The 16595-nt window shown below is 60.9% G+C and carries 13 protein-coding genes and 1 other RNA gene; 10 read left to right on the top strand and 4 right to left on the bottom strand.

The genetic code is table 11. The annotated features are described in order from the left end of the window. From AW06_RS05685 to AW06_RS05670, 4 genes are all read left to right on the top strand, one after another. The coding region (locus AW06_RS05685; protein ID WP_337958751.1) for a hypothetical protein at positions 1 to 1778 on the top strand (1778 nt) is incomplete at its 5' end. Positions 1779 to 1803: 25 nt separating this feature from the next. After that, positions 1804 to 4482 carry a cation-transporting P-type ATPase gene (locus AW06_RS05680; protein WP_034946968.1) on the top strand — a complete coding sequence of 893 codons (2679 nt, stop codon included), beginning with the start codon at positions 1804 to 1806 and terminating at the stop codon, positions 4480 to 4482. A gap of 3 nt (positions 4483 to 4485) precedes the next feature. Continuing rightward, positions 4486 to 5979 (top strand): bifunctional aminoglycoside phosphotransferase/ATP-binding protein, encoded by a 1494-nt coding sequence (locus AW06_RS05675; protein ID WP_034946965.1) that lies wholly within the window; start codon positions 4486 to 4488, stop codon positions 5977 to 5979. Between the two features lie 411 nt (positions 5980 to 6390). Continuing rightward, complete coding sequence (locus AW06_RS05670) at positions 6391 to 6783, top strand: hypothetical protein (RefSeq protein WP_034946962.1); 393 nt, start codon at positions 6391 to 6393, stop codon at positions 6781 to 6783. A gap of 129 nt (positions 6784 to 6912) precedes the next feature. Here the strand turns inward: AW06_RS05670 and ssrA are convergent. The 4 genes from ssrA to AW06_RS05655 all read right to left on the bottom strand — a co-directional run bounded on the left by ssrA (position 6913) and on the right by AW06_RS05655 (position 10242). Continuing rightward, positions 6913 to 7216: a transfer-messenger RNA gene (ssrA, locus tag AW06_RS19990) on the bottom strand. 10 nt (positions 7217 to 7226) lie between these two features. After that, the gene (fliE, locus tag AW06_RS05665) at positions 7227 to 7550 is read right to left on the bottom strand and encodes a flagellar hook-basal body complex protein FliE (RefSeq protein ID WP_034946959.1); all 324 of its coding nucleotides are present in this window, start codon (positions 7548 to 7550) and stop codon (positions 7227 to 7229) included. A gap of 88 nt (positions 7551 to 7638) precedes the next feature. Further along, positions 7639 to 8976, bottom strand: coding sequence for a sigma-54 dependent transcriptional regulator (locus AW06_RS05660; protein ID WP_034946956.1), 1338 nt, complete (start codon positions 8974 to 8976; stop codon positions 7639 to 7641). Between the two features lie 87 nt (positions 8977 to 9063). After that, positions 9064 to 10242: an ATP-binding protein gene (locus AW06_RS05655; protein WP_034946953.1), complete on the bottom strand. Its 1179-nt coding sequence runs from the start codon at positions 10240 to 10242 to the stop codon at positions 9064 to 9066. Positions 10243 to 10347: 105 nt separating this feature from the next. Here AW06_RS05655 and fliF point away from each other — a divergent pair, with 105 nt between their 5' ends. The 6 genes from fliF to AW06_RS05625 form a co-directional block, all read left to right on the top strand. Further along, on the top strand, positions 10348 to 12102 hold the full coding sequence (gene fliF / locus AW06_RS05650; RefSeq protein ID WP_034946950.1) for a flagellar basal-body MS-ring/collar protein FliF: 1755 nt from the start codon (positions 10348 to 10350) through the stop codon (positions 12100 to 12102). Continuing rightward, positions 12092 to 13090, top strand: coding sequence for a flagellar motor switch protein FliG (gene fliG / locus AW06_RS05645; RefSeq protein ID WP_034946947.1), 999 nt, complete (start codon positions 12092 to 12094; stop codon positions 13088 to 13090). The genes fliF and fliG overlap by 11 nt, the downstream gene beginning before the upstream one ends. 13 nt (positions 13091 to 13103) lie before the next feature. Next, a complete protein-coding gene (gene fliH, locus AW06_RS05640; protein WP_273704415.1) occupies positions 13104 to 13862 on the top strand; it encodes a flagellar assembly protein FliH in 759 nt (252 codons plus the stop codon). Positions 13863 to 13880: 18 nt separating this feature from the next. Continuing rightward, positions 13881 to 15299 (top strand): flagellar protein export ATPase FliI, encoded by a 1419-nt coding sequence (gene fliI / locus AW06_RS05635; RefSeq protein WP_034946941.1) that lies wholly within the window; start codon positions 13881 to 13883, stop codon positions 15297 to 15299. Positions 15300 to 15464: 165 nt separating this feature from the next. Beyond that, a complete protein-coding gene (gene fliJ / locus AW06_RS05630; protein ID WP_138678562.1) occupies positions 15465 to 15911 on the top strand; it encodes a flagellar export protein FliJ in 447 nt (148 codons plus the stop codon). Positions 15912 to 15970: 59 nt separating this feature from the next. Beyond that, the coding region (locus AW06_RS05625) for a hypothetical protein (RefSeq protein ID WP_034946935.1) at positions 15971 to 16595 on the top strand (625 nt) is incomplete at its 3' end.

Genomic DNA, 16595 nt, shown 5'->3' with positions numbered 1-16595 from the left:
GTGACCGCGCACGGTATACATCCGGGATGTTTGTACATTTATCCTTGCTGACTGCAATCCCTGCCGTCATTCCGGCGAAAGCCGGCATCCGGCGGATTGATCCGATTCCGGAGGTGCCCATGGAATTCGCAACGAATCCTGCCAAGCTTCGAGTCAGGCATTTCCGCCAGATCCTGCTGTGGCCGCTGCAGTTGATGCCCCTGCCTGACGATGGCCCGTTGCAAAGCCACAGCCAGTTGCTGGAGCAGGTTTCGGCCGACCACCCGTGGCGCGAACTCGCGGACGAATTCTGCGGCGACCCGGAGCAATTCCACGAGCGCCATTACAGTGAATTCATCACCTTCCTGCCCTATGTTCAGCGTTTTCTGTACGGAGAAGGGGTCGGTCAAGAAGCCTCGTCGCACGCTGGCGAATCGCCAATCCGCGTCTTCCGTCGCCACGACGTGGCAAAAGTGCGCATGACCTTCAAGGAGAGCGATCAGCCGATCGACTTCGACATCGTGCATCTCGATCTCTATTTCTTCTACGACATCGATGTCGTCATTCTGGTCGTCGAGATTGCCGCCGACGACCTCGAGCTACGACAGGTACAGGATACGCTGTACCGCTTCGGCCGCGCCTACCCGCCGTACTGGGACGACGATGGCAGTGGCGGCCACTGCCTCAAGCGTGCGGAGTGGATCGGGTCAAATGGCCAGGTGCTGTCCGTTTCCGACTACGAGATGCGCAGCAAGTACCTGTCGTTCGTTTCCCGCTGCCGGGCACCGTGCATCTCCTCGCACTGGGAATTCCTGCTCCGCCCGCTGGTGCAGCACCACTCGGGCGAGGTGGGCCTGGTGCGCTACCGACAGATCGAGTATCACCGCATGCCCCTGCTCGCCTACCTGGCCGTGGATGATCCCCGCGCCCTGACGCGCGGCGACTTTGCCCGCCTGGTGCTGGTTGCCGGCCCAGGAAAGCCCGGCTCGCTGCCCTACTCCGACCAGCACCTCGAAGGCTTCGAATCGCGCTATTGCTATGACCGCTACTGGCATCCGCAAGCCGAACCACCAGGAACCCGGCTGATGTCCTGCGGGCACGCGTTCGTAATGGTCGGCAGCGCGCGAGAGGCCTACTTCACCGGCCTGGAAAACGGCCTCCTCGGACAGTTCCGCCACCAGTTCTTCCTGCTCTTTCTTATTCCCCACTTCCACAAGGCAGCGCTGCTGATGCTCTCGGATCGGCTGGTCGCCGCGCTCAACCGGCTCGAAATCGGTCACGCCGAATCGGTCAAACAGTTCAAGCGCGCGATCCGGCAGATCCTCGAGGTCTTTCTGCGCTTCAGCCATCGCTACTGGTTCCACGAGGTCTCGGACCAGATGCAGGCGCGCGCTCTGTTCAGGATCACCAGCGACCACCTCGGCACGGAAAATCTCTACACCGAGCTACGCGAGGAGATCCAGGACATGAGCCAGTACCTCGACAGCGACAGTCTGCGCCGACAGGCCAATACGGTCGTCCGGCTCACCGTGGTGACCACCGCCGGTCTGGTGGCGACGATTACCACCGGCTTCCTCGGCATCAATCTGATCGACGCAGCCCAAGATGATCTGGTCGACCGGATCCTCTTCTTTGCCCTGGTAGCCATCCCGTCGGTGCTGCTCACGGGTTTTGCGGTTGTCAAGTCGAAACCACTCTCGGACTTTCTCGAAGCGCTCTCCGACGAACGTCTGTCGCATCGCGACAAACTCGCTGCCCTGCTCCCCGTCTGGCGCAGGAAGCGGCCACCGAGAGCGTAGAGTGGATTGAAAGGATCATCCCGAATTGCGTATTCACGCTCTTGATGCCGAGCAGGCCCTGGCCAGCCTGAACACCTCGGCGGCCGGCATCCATTCCAGCGAAGCGGCACGCCGCCTGGCCGAGTACGGTCCCAACCATCTCGAGGAGGTCGCGCACGAGCACCTGCTGCTGCGCTTCGCGCAGGAGTTCACCCACTTCTTTGCGATCATCCTGTGGATCGGTGCCGCGCTGGCGTTCGCCGCCGAACATTTCGATCCCGGCCAGGGCATGGCGCGTCTGGGCGTGGCCATCGTCGGGGTGATCATCATCAACGGCATCTTCTCGTTCTGGCAGGAGTACAAGGCAGAGCGGGCAGTCGCCGCACTGCGCCAGTTGCTGCCGCAAAAAGTGAAGGCGCTGCGTGACGGCGAGATCGTCGAGATTCTTGCCAGCGAACTTGTGCCGGGCGACATCGTGCTCCTCGAAGAAGGGGATTTCATTGCCGCCGACTGCCGCGTCATCGATGCCTTCGGCTTGCGCGTCAACCTGTCGACGGTCACCGGCGAGTCGCTGGCCCAGGCCCGCAACATCGAGCCGAGCGCTGAAGAATTGCCGCTGCACGCCAAGAACATTGTCCTCGCCGGTACCTCGGTCGTGTCGGGGCAGGGGCGCGCCGTGGTATACGCCACCGGCATGCGCACCGAGTTCGGCCGCATCGCCCATCTGACACAGACCGCAGGCGAAACCTCCTCGCCGCTGCAGCGCGAGATCGCCCGCCTGTCGCGCATCGTTGCCGGCCTGGCCACAGGCATGGGGGTGACGCTGTTCCTGGTCGGTCAGGCCATCGGTCTGCCGACCTGGGAGAACCTGCTGTTCGCCATCGGCATTATCGTCGCCAACGTCCCGGAGGGACTGTTGCCAACCGTCACCCTGTCATTGGCCATGGCCACCCAGCGGATGGCCAGGCGCAACGCACTGGTACGCCATCTGCCGGCGGTCGAGGCACTCGGGTCGACGACGGTGATCTGTAGCGACAAGACCGGCACGCTGACCCAGAACCGCATGTCGGTACACCAGCTATGGGTCGGCGGCGCTTTCCTGCCATGCGCCGATCTGGGAATGCGTGCCCACCTGATCGATGATCACCGCGAGCTGTTCGTCAATGCTGCGCTGTGCCACAATCTGAAGGAGATTGAGGAACAGGGTCGGCACATCCTGCATGGCGATCCGATGGAAATCGCGCTGGCCGAGATCGGCCGGAAAATGGCCGGCGATCTCGAGGGTTTCAGCCGCCTTGACGAAATTCCTTTCGACACCGACCGCAAACGCATGTCGGTGCTTTGCGAAACACCGCAAGGCCGCATGCTCTATTGCAAGGGCGCCCTGGAGACGGTGCTCGCCCGCTGCCAGTTCATCCACTTCGACGCAGGCCTGGCGCCACTCGACGATGCCGCACGCACCCGCCTGCTGGCGGCACAGGACGAGATGGCCGGCGCCGGACTGCGCGTTCTTGCCTTCGCACATCGAACCGTCAGCGAGGAAGGCATGCCGGAGGAAGAACAGGGAATGGTCCTGGCCGGGCTGATCGGTCTCGAAGATCCCCCCCGCGCCGAGGTGCCGGAAGCCATTGCACGTTGCGTCGCGGCCGGTATCCGGATCATCATGGTGACTGGCGACCACCCGCGCACGGCCCTCGCCATTGCCCGCCAGATCGGCATGGTGAGAAGCGAGCAGCCGGTGGTGGTGAGTGGCGAGCAACTGCGCCTGATGTCACCGACGCAACTGCAACTGGCACTCGACGCCCCGGAAATCATTTTCGCCCGCGTCGCTGCCGAGCAGAAAATGCGCATCGTCGAGGCCCTGAAGAATAAGGGCGAGATCGTCGCCGTTACCGGCGACGGTGTCAATGACGCACCAGCCTTGAAAACCGCCGACATCGGCATCGCCATGGGCATCGGCGGCACCGACGTCGCCAAGGCCGCGGCTGACCTGATCCTGCTCGACGACAACTTCGCCAGCATCGTCGCAGCGATCGAGGAAGGGCGCGCGGTCTTCGAAAACATCCGCAAGTTCCTCACCTACATCCTCAGCTCCAACATCCCCGAGCTGATCCCCTATCTCGCCTTTGTCCTGTTCCGGATTCCGCTACCGCTGACCATTCTCCAGATCCTGGCAGTCGACCTCGGCACCGACATGCTGCCGGCGCTGGCCCTCGGCGCCGAAAAACCCGACCCGGCGGTGATGACCCGGCCACCGCGCACGCGCAGCGAGCGACTGCTATCGTGGGGCCTGATTGCGCGTGCCTACCTGTTTCTCGGCATCCTCGAAGCAGTAGCGGCGATGGGTGTATTCTTCTTCGTCCTCGAGGCCGGTAGCTGGCATTACGGTGACTTTCTCGACCGCCACCAGACACTCTATCTGGAGGCAACATCTGCCTGCCTGGCGACGATCGTGGTCACACAGATGGTCAACGTCTATCTCTGCCGCCACCCGCTGCACTCTCTGCTCAGCTACGGCCTGGGTGGCAATCGCTATCTGCAGATCGGCATCCTGGCCGAACTGGCGGTGATCCTGTTCATCCTGTATACGCCGGCCGGCAACTGGCTGTTCGGCACGGCGCCGATCAGCGGCACCATCTGGCTGCTGGCGACGACCTGCGCGGCGGCCATGTGCCTGCTCGAAGAGCTGCGCAAGCGCTGGCTACGACAGGCCGTGCAGGGCTGATCGATGCGCACTCCCCTGCCACCGCTGATCAACGCGCTGCTCGATCCGGCACGCTATCCCGATCCGGCGCAGCAAGTCGAGCTCATCGAGACGCATGCCTCATGGCTGCTGCTGGCGGGTGATTACGTGTACAAAATCAAGAAGCCGATCGTTCTGCCTTTTCTCGACTACGGCACACTCGCGCAACGGCGCGCCTGCTGCGAAGCCGAACTGGGTCTGAACCGCCGTTTCTCTGCGCAGATCTACCTGGAAGTCGTTGGCATTACCGGTTCTCCCGAAAACCCGCAGATCGGCGGCCCCGGCACAGCCATCGAGTTTGCGGTCCGGATGCGCCGCTTTGCCGAAGCCGGCCGCCTGGACCACCTCTGTAGAAACGGCCGACTACATGCTCGAGAGATCTCCGAACTCGCCGCCACGGTGGCCGAATTTCACCAGCGTGCGGCATCGGCCCCCCTTTCGACACGCTTCGGCGAACCTGAACAGGTGCTCTTGCCAGCGCTCGAGAATTTTAAAGAACTTCCGGAGCTGCTGCCCGGGGGCGAAGAGAAGGAGCGATTGACGCGGCTGGCGGCATGGACAGGCACAGAGTTCGCGCGCCTGACACCGCACTTCGCCGCCCGGAAGGCCGCAGGACGGGTGCGCGAGTGTCACGGCGACCTGCATCTTGGCAACTTGGTGTTGATCGACGGGCAGGTGCAGATCTTCGATTGCATCGAGTTCAGTGAGGATCTGCGCTGGATCGACGTGAGCAGTGAGATCGCCTTCACCTACATCGACCTTTACGATCAGGGTCAGGCCGGTCTGGCCTGCTGGCTGGTCAATGAGTGGCTCAGTTGCAGCGGTGATTACGATGCGGTGCAAGTATTGCGCTTCTATGCCGTCTATCGCGCGCTGGTACGGGCCAAGGTGGCCGCCCTCCAGGCCAGACAGGCGAACGCCGATCTCGGCCAGGCAATCGCCTACCTGGCGCTCGCCGAGCGCCTGGTGACGCCGCCGCCAGCACGGCTGATCATCACCCACGGCGTCGCCGGCTGCGGCAAAAGCCGCGCCTCCAGACGCCTGATGCTGGGCGACCAGGCGGCAGCGACACTGCGCCTGCGCTCCGATGTCGAGCGCAAGCGCCTGTTCGGCCTCGCGCCCACCGCCAACAGCCAGTCTGCGCCAGGCAGCGGCATTTACGCCAGAGGCGCCAGTGATCTCACCTACCAACGGCTGCACGCACTGGCCAGCGAGCTGCTCGCCGCCGGCTGGTCGGTGATCGTCGACGCCGCTTTCCTCGAGCGCTCGCGGCGTAATGCCTTTCGCGCGCTGGCCGAGCGATTGGGAGTTGCGTTCTTCATCGTCGCACCGCAAGCCACGCCGGCACAATTGCGGGCACGCGTCACCGGCCGGCGGGAAAAGGGCCATGATGCTTCCGAAGCGACCCTCGCAGTACTCGAGCGGCAGTTGGCGCAAGTCGAACCCTTGTCTGCTGACGAACTCAAGAACCTGCTGTAAGGAGCCAACGCGATCCCGATCCTGGCGAATGCGGTGTCACCCGCTCTTAAGCTTGTCAGCCGCTTTCCCAAGGCGATGTTCCTCAGTACTGCCTGACGTGTACGCCCGGCACTGCCTGCGGAGTGTCGGAAAATTTTACACCGAGATCCTGGCAAGGCCTCAGCACTCTAAAAACTCTTTGTTTTAATAAAGAAATATGATACATAAAATATGGTATGATTTTTGCTTATAGCGTGGGCGGCCATTTCTGGAGGACTGTTCAGCACAGCTGGAATCTCTCCCGAATCTGCTTTTCTTGTCGGAGAGCCGTGCGAACATACCCACAGAATCGATTGATGGCTTGAAATTTTTGCTTAGAATTTTTTAAGAACGCTACGGCGCTTCGCGTTTCGCATAGGGTGGAGCTGCGTAATGAACATTCTCAATAACTGGAAGATGCTGGATCTGATCACCCGTGACGGCGAGTCTCTGGTATGCGTCGAGGGGCGCGTGTATGGCAGCAATCCAAGATTCCCGGCTTCCTCGCACATCAGGACCTCACCGGTCACCGGTTACAGCATCGATGCCAACTCGATGGTCATCCTGACCAAGCGTGGCTCTGCGTACCAGCTTGGCAAACCCGATCCCTCACAGACCTTTGCCCAGCAGCGGCTCATTCGACGCCTGTCAGGCCTGGGCCAGATACCGGCACCAGGTTTCAACGCACTCGAAACGCAACTGACCGATTTGACCGTGCAGCTAACCGATTTGGCCGATTTCACTAGTTTCAGCGAACACCCGGATCAAACCGCGAAGGAAACCTGATACGGACGATCTATTCTTGGAAATCGTTGGAAATCGCCTGAACAAGGCAGATGTAATGGAAAGACAGGGAAGTTGACGATGACCGGACGGACAAATGGCGGCGGTGGGGCTGAAGGGCTGAAACCAACATAACGGCGGGGACCGAAGCCCCCGCCGATAGCCGTTCTGTTTATTGGACGGCTACGTCCTCAGCAGGCCTAAGCGGCCAGTGCGAAACGCTCATCGTTGGCGTTTGTGGTTTTGCTCGGATTACGTCCGTCGCCTTTCGGGTTGCCTGCTCACCATCTGTCACCCTGTCGAAACCAGTACACCCCCGCAGTGGTGGAGGTGGCGGGAATCGAACCCGCGTCCAGAACGCTTCCGGGTTGCCGGAATTACAACCATGCCTGCCATTATGGGGACAGTGACCCTTGAACACAAGCGCTGCGTGCAGCTGTTTTGTGTCAGACCTGCATGTTCATTACGTCGTGGTAGGCCGAGACGAGCTTGTTGCGGACCTGAATCATTTCCTGGAAAGAGATGTTGGCCTTTTGCAGCGCGATCATTACATCGTGCAAGTTCTCGCTGCTGTTGCCAGCGGCAAAATCTGCCGCTATCGCATCGGCCTTCTGCTGCGTCTGATTAACCTTGGCTATCGAAGCCTGCAATACCTGGGCGAAGTCGGTCCCGCCGCCAGTGGCGCTCTGCGCCTCGGCGACACGCCCACCGGCCGCCGCCGAGTTCGCGCGCAACATGCTCAACATCTGATCAATACCCTGGGTATCCATTCACTTCTCCAAACGCACTCCGAGGTCTCCAAGCAAAAAACGTACCAACTGATTCATCCCTCTCAACTCGGCCATCGACCCGGCCCCATCAGTCCTTGAGAAAGCCCTCCAGGCGATACTGTCGCAACTTGTAACGCAGGGTTCTCTCAGGCATCCCGAGACGCTGCCCGGCCAGTTTGCGCGAACCACCCACCGCCTCCAGCGTTTGCAGGATATGCTCGCGCTCTACGTCCCGCAAGTCTTCGGCTGGCTGGGTCCGGCAGGGTATGGTGCTCACCGGCGTCTGATCGACGCGACGTTCAAGCGCGAGTTGCAGTGCATCGACGTCGACGAGGTCGCCAGGGGCAAGAATGACCGCTCGCTGGATGATGTTTTCCAGTTCACGGACATTGCCAGGCCAGGTATTGGACTGCAGGGCGGCCTCGGCAGCGGCGGACAAGCGCAAGTGCGGACGACCCGATCGACCGCCGTGGGTGGCCAGAAAATGACGCGCCAGGGGAATGATGTCCTGGCTTCGTTGCCGCAGGGCCGGGATCAGTAGCGGAAAGACGTTGAGCCGATAGTACAGATCCTCGCGAAACAGGCCCTTCGCCACGCTTTCGGCAATATCCCGATTGGAGGTGGCGACGATACGGATATCGAGGCTGACCGGCTTGCTGCCGCCTACACGTTCGACTTCGCGCTCCTGGAGAACGCGCAGTAGCTTGGCCTGCAGGCCAAGCGGCATTTCGGTGATTTCGTCGAGCAATAATGTTCCATGCTGCGCCTGTTCAAACTTTCCAGCCTGCGCGTGCTGAGCACCACTGAAGGCTCCCTTTTCATAACCAAAAAGCGTTGCTTCCAGCAGACTATCCGGAATCGCCGCACAATTGATGGCAACGAACGGGCCCTTGCAGCGCCCCGAGTGCTGGTGAATATAGTGCGCCACCACTTCCTTGCCCACTCCACTTTCACCGCTCAGCAGAACCGTGGCGTCGGTCTGTGCGACTCGCCTGGCCAGCGCAAAGAGATTGCTGGTCATCGGATCGATGGCGATCACCCGGCCATCATCGGGTGCTTCCGTCAAGCGATAGCGCAGCACATGTTCGAGCAACGCCTTTGGCTCGAAAGGCTTGAGCAGAAAGTCACAGGCACCTGCCCGCATGGCTTCGACAGCGCGGTCGACGTCGGCGAAAGCGGTCATCAGGACCACCGGCAGATACGGGAAGCGGTTGCGGATTTCTTTGAGCAAGGCGATGCCATCGACCGGCAACATGCGCACGTCGCTGACGACCAGCGACACGGCATGCCTGATGAGCAGTTGCAGCGCCTGCTCACCTCCACCAGCAGAGATCACCTTCTGCCCCGCCAGTTCAAGGGTATCGCAGATCGCTTCACGCAGTGCGGCATCGTCTTCGACCACCAGGATCGGCAATCCTTGAGCCATGATGTCCCTATTCCTTAATGTAAAAGCATGGCCGTTAATGTGAAAGTCGCCTTTCATCATCGTAGGTGTCTTGCAAAGTCATGATCGTCAGTGCCGTTGCGCTGCCGCCGTATCGATCGGCAACAGGATCATGAAATCCGAACCCTCGCCCAGAATCGAACTGACGCTGATCGTCCCGCCGTGTGCGCGCACCACGCCAAGGGCAATGGCCAAACCGAGTCCGGTGCCCTGCGCTCGTGTGGTAAAGAACGGATCGAAAACGCGCAGTTGCACCTCGGGCGCGATCCCTGAACCGGTATCACGCACCCCGATTCGCAACTGCCGGCCGCACTCGCTGGCCCAAAGGGTGACTCGTCCGCCTACCGTACAGGCTTGCAAAGCGTTCTCGAGCAGATTCACCAGGGCTCCGGCCAAGGCTTTTCGGCTGCCGGTGACGATTACCCTGGCAGCGCTGCAGATCACCCGAAAAACAACCTGTTTTTCCATAAACAGTGGCTGCACGGTCTGCGCGGCATCACCCAGCAGTTCTTCGGCAGACATCGTATCGCAGCCGATGCTCTCGCTCTCCCCGCGGGCAAACAGCAACACCTCCTGAATCAGGCGCTCGAGGCGTTGCAGTTGTGCCGTCGTCTTGCTGGCAAAACGGATGCGCGCTGCATCTGCGAGATCTGCCTGACCGAGATTGGCGCTGTAGAGCAAGGCCGTCGCCAGCGGGGTTCGCAACTGGTGTGCCAGCGTAGCCGCCATCTCGCCCATGGCCACTAGGCGCTGATGACGTTCCAGTTCGGCCTTCAGGCCGTGCGCCGCGGTCACATCATGGATCAGCAGGATTCGCCCGCCAGCCGAATCGAGCGAACTCTCGACGACGGCCAGGCGACGCTCATCGAAATGCCATTCTCCCGGCGCTTCGGTTGCCACCAGCCTTGCCTCCAGCACGACTGGCCAGAACTCACCGATGATTGCCGCTCCGAACATCTCGCAAGCCGCCGGGTTGGCCTCGCTGACACAGGCGGCGCTGTCGAGCACCACCACACCGGCAGGCAAGGCATCGAGCAACAGCGAAAGACGTTCGGAAAGTGCCTCCTTCTCCTCGTATTGCCGGCGCAATTCGCCATTGGCGACTGCCAACTCGGCCGTCAGCGACTCGACGCGCCGCTGCAGCCCCTGATACGCCTGCGTCAATGCCAGTGAAACCTGGTTGAAGACGTCGAAAGCCCGTTGCAGCTCCTGTGCCTCGTGACCCGGCATTGGTGCGACTTCGCTCATCGGTTGGCAGCTCCCGTACAATAAACGGCTACAATAGCATCGCAATTATCAGCCTTTTTTCGCTTTTTGCTTGCTTGATCGCAGGCTCATCACCGTATCACAAGCATGGCGACAGCCGAAACCACTCCGTCAGCAGCCGAAACCACTCCGACAGCCGCCGCGGGCAGTCCGCTTGATCGCGTTCGCGAGGCGCTGGGACGCCTCGACAACAAGCAGAAAGTACTGCTGATGGTCTCGATCGCGGCCATCATAGCCCTGCTCGTTGCAGCGGGAACCTTGTTCAGACAAAACGAGTTCAAGATACTTTTCTCCAACATCTCCGAACGGGATGGCGGTGCGATCATCGCCGCGCTGGAGCAGATGAACGTTCCCTACAAGTTCAACGACTCGGGCAATGCCATCCTCGTGCCTGTCAGCCGCGTTCATGATGTGCGCCTGCGGCTAGCCTCACAGGGGCTGCCCAGGGGCGGAGCGGTCGGTTTCGAGCTGATGGAGAGCCAGAAATTCGGCATCAGCCAGTTTGCCGAACAGGTCAACTATCAGCGCGGTCTGGAAGGCGAACTGTCGCGCACCATTCAATCGATTGCGGCGGTTCAGGCCGCGCGCGTGCACCTGGCCATACCGAAGCCGAGTGTTTTCATGCGCGAAGAGATGAAACCATCGGCATCCGTGATGCTCAATCTCTACCCTGGACGATCGCTGGATGCGGGTCAGATCGCCGGCATCCAGAATCTTGTCGCGGCCAGCGTTCCGCAGCTGGCACCAGCCAGCGTCACGCTGCTCGACCAGAGCGGGACGCTGCTGTCGCAGATGAAGAGCAAGCTGCTCGAGGCCGGCCTCGACCCGACGCAGGTCAAGTACATCCAGGAAGTCGAGGCAAGCATCATCAAGCGCGTTGAAGACATTCTGGCGCCGATCGTCGGCCCCGGCAACGCCCGTGTCCAGATCGCCGCCGACATCGACTTCTCGCAGGCGGAACAGACTGCCGAAACGCATCGACCGAACGTGACACCGCCGGAGATCAGCATACGCAGCCAACAGATCAACGAAACCGCCAGCACCAACCCGGCCGCGCAGGGCGTTCCCGGCGCCCTGAGCAATCAACCACCGGCACCGGCCAGCGCGCCGCTGACACAACCTCCGGTTGCGGGTGCCGGGGCCGCCACAACGCCCACCCCGCCGGTGCCCGGACAGATCAATGCAGCCGGAGTGCAGGCGTCAATCGCCAATGTCGGCCAGCCGATCAGCACCAGCAAGAACTCGACGATCAACTACGAGATCGACAAGACCATCCGCCATGTCAAGCAATCGGTCGGTACTATCAAACGCCTGTCGGCGGCGGTAGTGGTCAATCAGCGCAAGGAAATCGGCAAGGATGGAAAGCCGGCCAACAAGCCACTGCCGGATGGCGAACTGAAGCAGATCAACGACCTGGTGAAGGAAGCCATGGGCTTCAACACGGATCGCGGTGATACCATTTCAGTGGCCAATGCGCCTTTCACTGTCATCGAAAAGGACGAAGGAATGCCAATCTGGCGTGACCCCGAAATGATTTCGTTGATCAAGGATCTGATCAAGTACGGCGCCCTTGCCGGCATCATTGCCTATCTGCTGCTCGGCGTCGTGCGTCCATTGCTCAAGACCATGCTCCCCGCTCCCCCTGCCGAAAGCCCCCCCATCGTCGGCAGCAAGATTGACGTGATTGATGAGGAAGAGAGCGAAGAACCCGTGCAGGAGCACGTCCCGACCGCCGCCGAGTTGTTTGAGGCGAAGCTAGCTAAGACACGCGAACTGGCGGAAGCGGACCCGCAACTGGTAGCCAACATCATCAAGGAATGGATGGGCGGCAATGGCAGCTGACGATGGCCTCGAGAAGAGCGCCATACTGCTGATCTCGCTTGGCGAGGATTATGCTGCAGCCGTGCTCAAGCATCTCGGCCCGAAGGAGGTGCAGAAACTTGGTCATGCCATGGCGGCGTTGAAATCGGTTCCTCGCGCGCGTGTCGACGAGGTTCTGACCGAGTTCAAGCAAACTGCCGACGAATCGGCTGCGGTGCACGTCGATACGGATTCCTATATTCGTTCGGTCCTCACCAAGGCCCTGGGTGACGACAAGGCCTCCAACCTGATCTCCCGCATCCTGCAACCCGGCGACACCAATGGTATTGAAGGCCTGAAATGGATGGATGCACCGACGGTCGCCGATCTCATCAGGAACGAGCATCCGCAGATTATCGCCACGATTCTCGTCCATCTCGCCCACGATCACGCCAGCGATATCCTGAACCAGTTTTCGGAAAGGCTGCGCAATGACGTGGTGCTGCGTGTGGCCACTCTCGAAGGCATTCAGCCGGAAGCGCTCAAGGAGCTGAATGACGTGATGTTACGCCTGCTCTCGGGATCAGCCAGCATCAAGAAGTCAGCCATGGGTGGCGTACGCACGGTGGCCGAAATGCTTAATTTCATGGGAAGCGCCAATGAAACCGCAGTCATGGACTCGATCCGCGAGTACGATCCAGACTTGGCGCAGAAAATTCTTGACGAAATGTTCGTCTTCGAGAACCTCCTAGATCTTGACGACCGGGGTATCCAGCTACTGTTGCGGGAAATCCAGTCGGAATCGCTGATCCTGGCCATGAAGGGTGCCAGCGAGCCCCTACGTGCGAAAATCTTCAAGAACATGTCGCAGCGTGCCTCGGAAATGTTGCGCGAGGATCTGGATTCACGCGGCCCGGTTCGCCTCTCGGAAGTCGAGGCCGAGCAGAAGGAAATCCTCAAGATCGTCCGCCGCCTCGCCGATGAGGGCCAGATCGTACTTGGCTCGGCGGGTGGCGAGGAAATGGTGTGAGCCTGCAATGTCGATGAGTCACTCGATTCCGAAGGAGAAGATGACCGCCTACCAGCGCTGGGAACTGGCCTCATTCGATCCCGAACCGCCGCCAGTGGCCCCCCCGGAGGTTCCGCCGAAGGTTCAGCCGGAGGTTCTGCCGGAGGTTCTGCCGGAGTTCCCCCAGGCCGAGATAGAGCAGGTGGTGAGCGAAATCGAAACACTGCCGCAGGAGCTAGCGCTGGCGCTGCCAACAGCTGAGGAAATAGAGCGTATCCATCAAGAGGCGCATACTGCGGGATACACTGCGGGATACAGTACCGGCTACGCCACCGGCCATGATGAAGGGATCAAGGCGGCACAGTCGGTGGCAAACGATATGGCCTCGCTGATGGACCACCTGCAACAGGCACTGGCCACCATTGATCAGGAGGTGGCCGAGCAGTTGCTGGTCCTGGCAATCGAGATTGCCAATCAGGTCTTGCGTCAGAGTCTGCACATTCAACCGGAGCTGATCTTGCCGGTGGTCAAAGAGGCGGTCACTACCCTGCACCCGCATCATGGCCAGCCGCTGTTGTTCGTGCACCCGGATGACGCAACGCTGGTTCGCAGCCATCTGGGCGAACAGCTCGCCCATGCCAACTGGCGAATCATTGACGACAAGTCGCTCAGCGCTGGTGGTTGCCGAGTTGAACTCGGTGCCAGCGAGGTCGACGCCACCCTGGAAACACGCTGGCGACGCGTCATTGAAGCCATCGGCGTCAATCAGGAATGGCTCAAGGCCCGGACATGAAATCCGTTGGACAATACAATGACTGATCGGACTGAAAACCAGCACCTTGCCGCATGGCACGGTTTCCTCAATGGTTGCCGTCAGACCGCCAGCCAGGCCAACTCGCTGCTGCCAAGTGGCCACCTGACCCGCATCAATGGATTGGTCATGGAGGCTTCGGGGCTCAAACTACCCCTTGGCAGTTCATGCCGGATCGTTCCACCGGGCGGCTCGCCAATCGAGGCGGAAGTGGTTGGCTTCAACGGCGAGCGACTTTTCCTGATGCCATCGGAAGATGTCTACGGTCTCTCGCCGGGAGCCAGGGTGGTCGCCCTCGAAACACCCAACCCGCCCCCGCAGGTCGGTCGGCCACCCCCCGCACGCCGGCGCTGGATCGACCGTGCCAAACTGGTTCCGGTCGGTGAGTCGCTGCTCGGACGTGTCCTTGATGGCGCCGGCCGACCGCTTGATCGGCTTGGTCCCCTGCACACGAACTCCCTTCGCCCGCTTCAGAGTCGGCCCTTCAATCCCATGTCCAGGGCACCGATCAACCAGCCACTCGATGTCGGAGTACGCGCAGTCAATGCCTTGCTCTGTATCGGCCGCGGCCAGCGGATGGGACTCTTCGCCGGATCGGGGGTCGGCAAGAGCGTCCTGCTCGGCATGATGGCTCGCTATACTGCGGCCGAGGTGATTGTCGTCGGACTGATCGGAGAGCGCGGACGTGAAGTCAAGGAGTTCATTGAACAGATCCTGGGTGAGGAAGGCCTCCGCCGTTCGGTCGTCATTGCCGCACCGGCTGACGTGAGCCCGCTGATGCGCATGCAGGGCGCAGCTTATGCGACCTGTATCGCCGAATACTTCAGGGATCGCGGCCGGCAGGTGCTGCTGATCATGGACTCTCTGACCCGCTACGCGATGGCACAGCGCGAGATTGCCCTGGCCATCGGCGAACCCCCGGTCACGCGTGGCTACCCGCCGTCGGTTTTCGCACGTTTGCCGCAACTCGTCGAGCGCGCCGGCAACGGCCTCGAAGGCGGAGGTTCGATCACTGCCTTCTACACCGTACTCGCCGAAGGTGACGACCAGCAGGATCCCATCGCCGATGCCGCAAGAGCCATCCTTGACGGCCACATCGTTCTGTCACGGATGCTCGCCGATGCGGGCCACTATCCGGCCATCGACATCGAACAATCGATCTCGCGCGCCATGGTCAATCTCGTCAGTCCGGCGCATCTGCAGTACATCCGCAAATTCAAGAGCCTCTTTTCGCGTTATCAGCGATCGCGCGACCTGATCAGCGTTGGTGCCTATGCTGCGGGTTCTGACCCCCAGCTCGACCAGGCGATCACCATCTATCCGCGATTCGAGGAATTGCTGCAGCAAAACCTCAGCCAACGCTCGGATTTCACCACCAGCGTCGCGCGCCTGCGCGCCTTGTTCGAGCCGACTGCGTGAGCCGCTGACATGACCTTGAAAGCAACCTAACGGTCATGATTTTTCCAGGCCCCCCCATGAGGAAAGTCATGCCCGTTTCTCCTATCCCCGACCCCTTCCCGCTTGCGAGCGAAATGAGATTCGTGAGTCGCTGGCGCGGCTTTCACATTCCTCAGAGGACTCGGCGTGGCCAAACCTTTCTCCCTACAGATGGTGCTCGATCTGATGCGCAATCGTCACGACGAGGCAACACAATCGCTCGCTCGTCTGCTGGCAGCCGAACGTGACGCCAAAAAGAAGCTCGCGATGCTGCAGCAGTATCGGGAAGAATACACCACCCGCTTCCGGGAAGCTGCCCAGGACGGACTGGGGCAACCCGAATGGCGCAATTTCCAGGAATTCCTGAACCGGCTCGATGAGGCCATCACTCAGCAGCATCAGTCCGTCAGCCTGCAAGAGGCGCATACTGCCGCCGGTCAGGCAGAGTGGCGGCAGCAGCAGAAGCGCTTGAAGGCTTTCGACGCGCTCTCCGAACGCCATCGCGCCAGCGAAGCACGGTGGGAATCTCGCCAGGAGCAGAAGACCCAGGACGAGTTTGCTGCCCGCCACAACAACCGCGAGGAAGACCGCTGACCAAACTTTGGCACGATGTTTGCTTATCTCGCTGCAACTCCTTCCGAAAGTGATCGATCATGACCCTTGCCGTCGTTTCAGCGTCCTTCCAGCCACCCCTCCAGGCAAAGTCGGTTGAGGACACGGACCCTCCGGCGACTGACCCCCAGAAGCACGGCCTCGACTTTGCCAGCATCCTACTCGGCCTGCCGGTCATTGCCACCGGTCCCCTGCCCGAAGATGACAAACCAGCCAACCACGAGAAGGTCATTGATGACGCCGGCACAGTGACCGCTGCTGCCGACCCACAATTCCTTGCGACTCTTGGCTATCTGCCATCGCCAGACCGTTCAGAAGTTGCAAGCAATCCTGAGATTGCCCCTTCCCTGCCAATTCGCAGCGAGGCACCGCTGCCATCGAGGTTCTCCGGACTCGGGCCAGACACCCTGGAAATCAGGGCGAAGAGCAGCAATGACCGGCAGCAATTGGCATCGACCTTATTGGCTGCCGACGACAAACCGGCAAAATTTGCCGTTTCTCAATCCACGATACCCTCCACCAAGCAATCCGGGACGAATACGCCTCAACTGCGCGATCCGGCCAGCAACCCGGGCACGCTCACGGCGATGCCCTCCCCCGCGCAAGCCGGGACGAACACCTTCGAACTGCGCGATCCGGCCAGCAATCCGGGCACGCTCGCGGCGA

Origin of the sequence: Candidatus Accumulibacter cognatus (genome assembly GCF_000584975.1) — a bacterium.
Classification (GTDB): domain Bacteria; phylum Pseudomonadota; class Gammaproteobacteria; order Burkholderiales; family Rhodocyclaceae; genus Accumulibacter; species Accumulibacter cognatus.
Note: the sequence above shows the minus strand (reverse complement) of the source record. Positions and strands in the feature narration are given on the sequence as shown.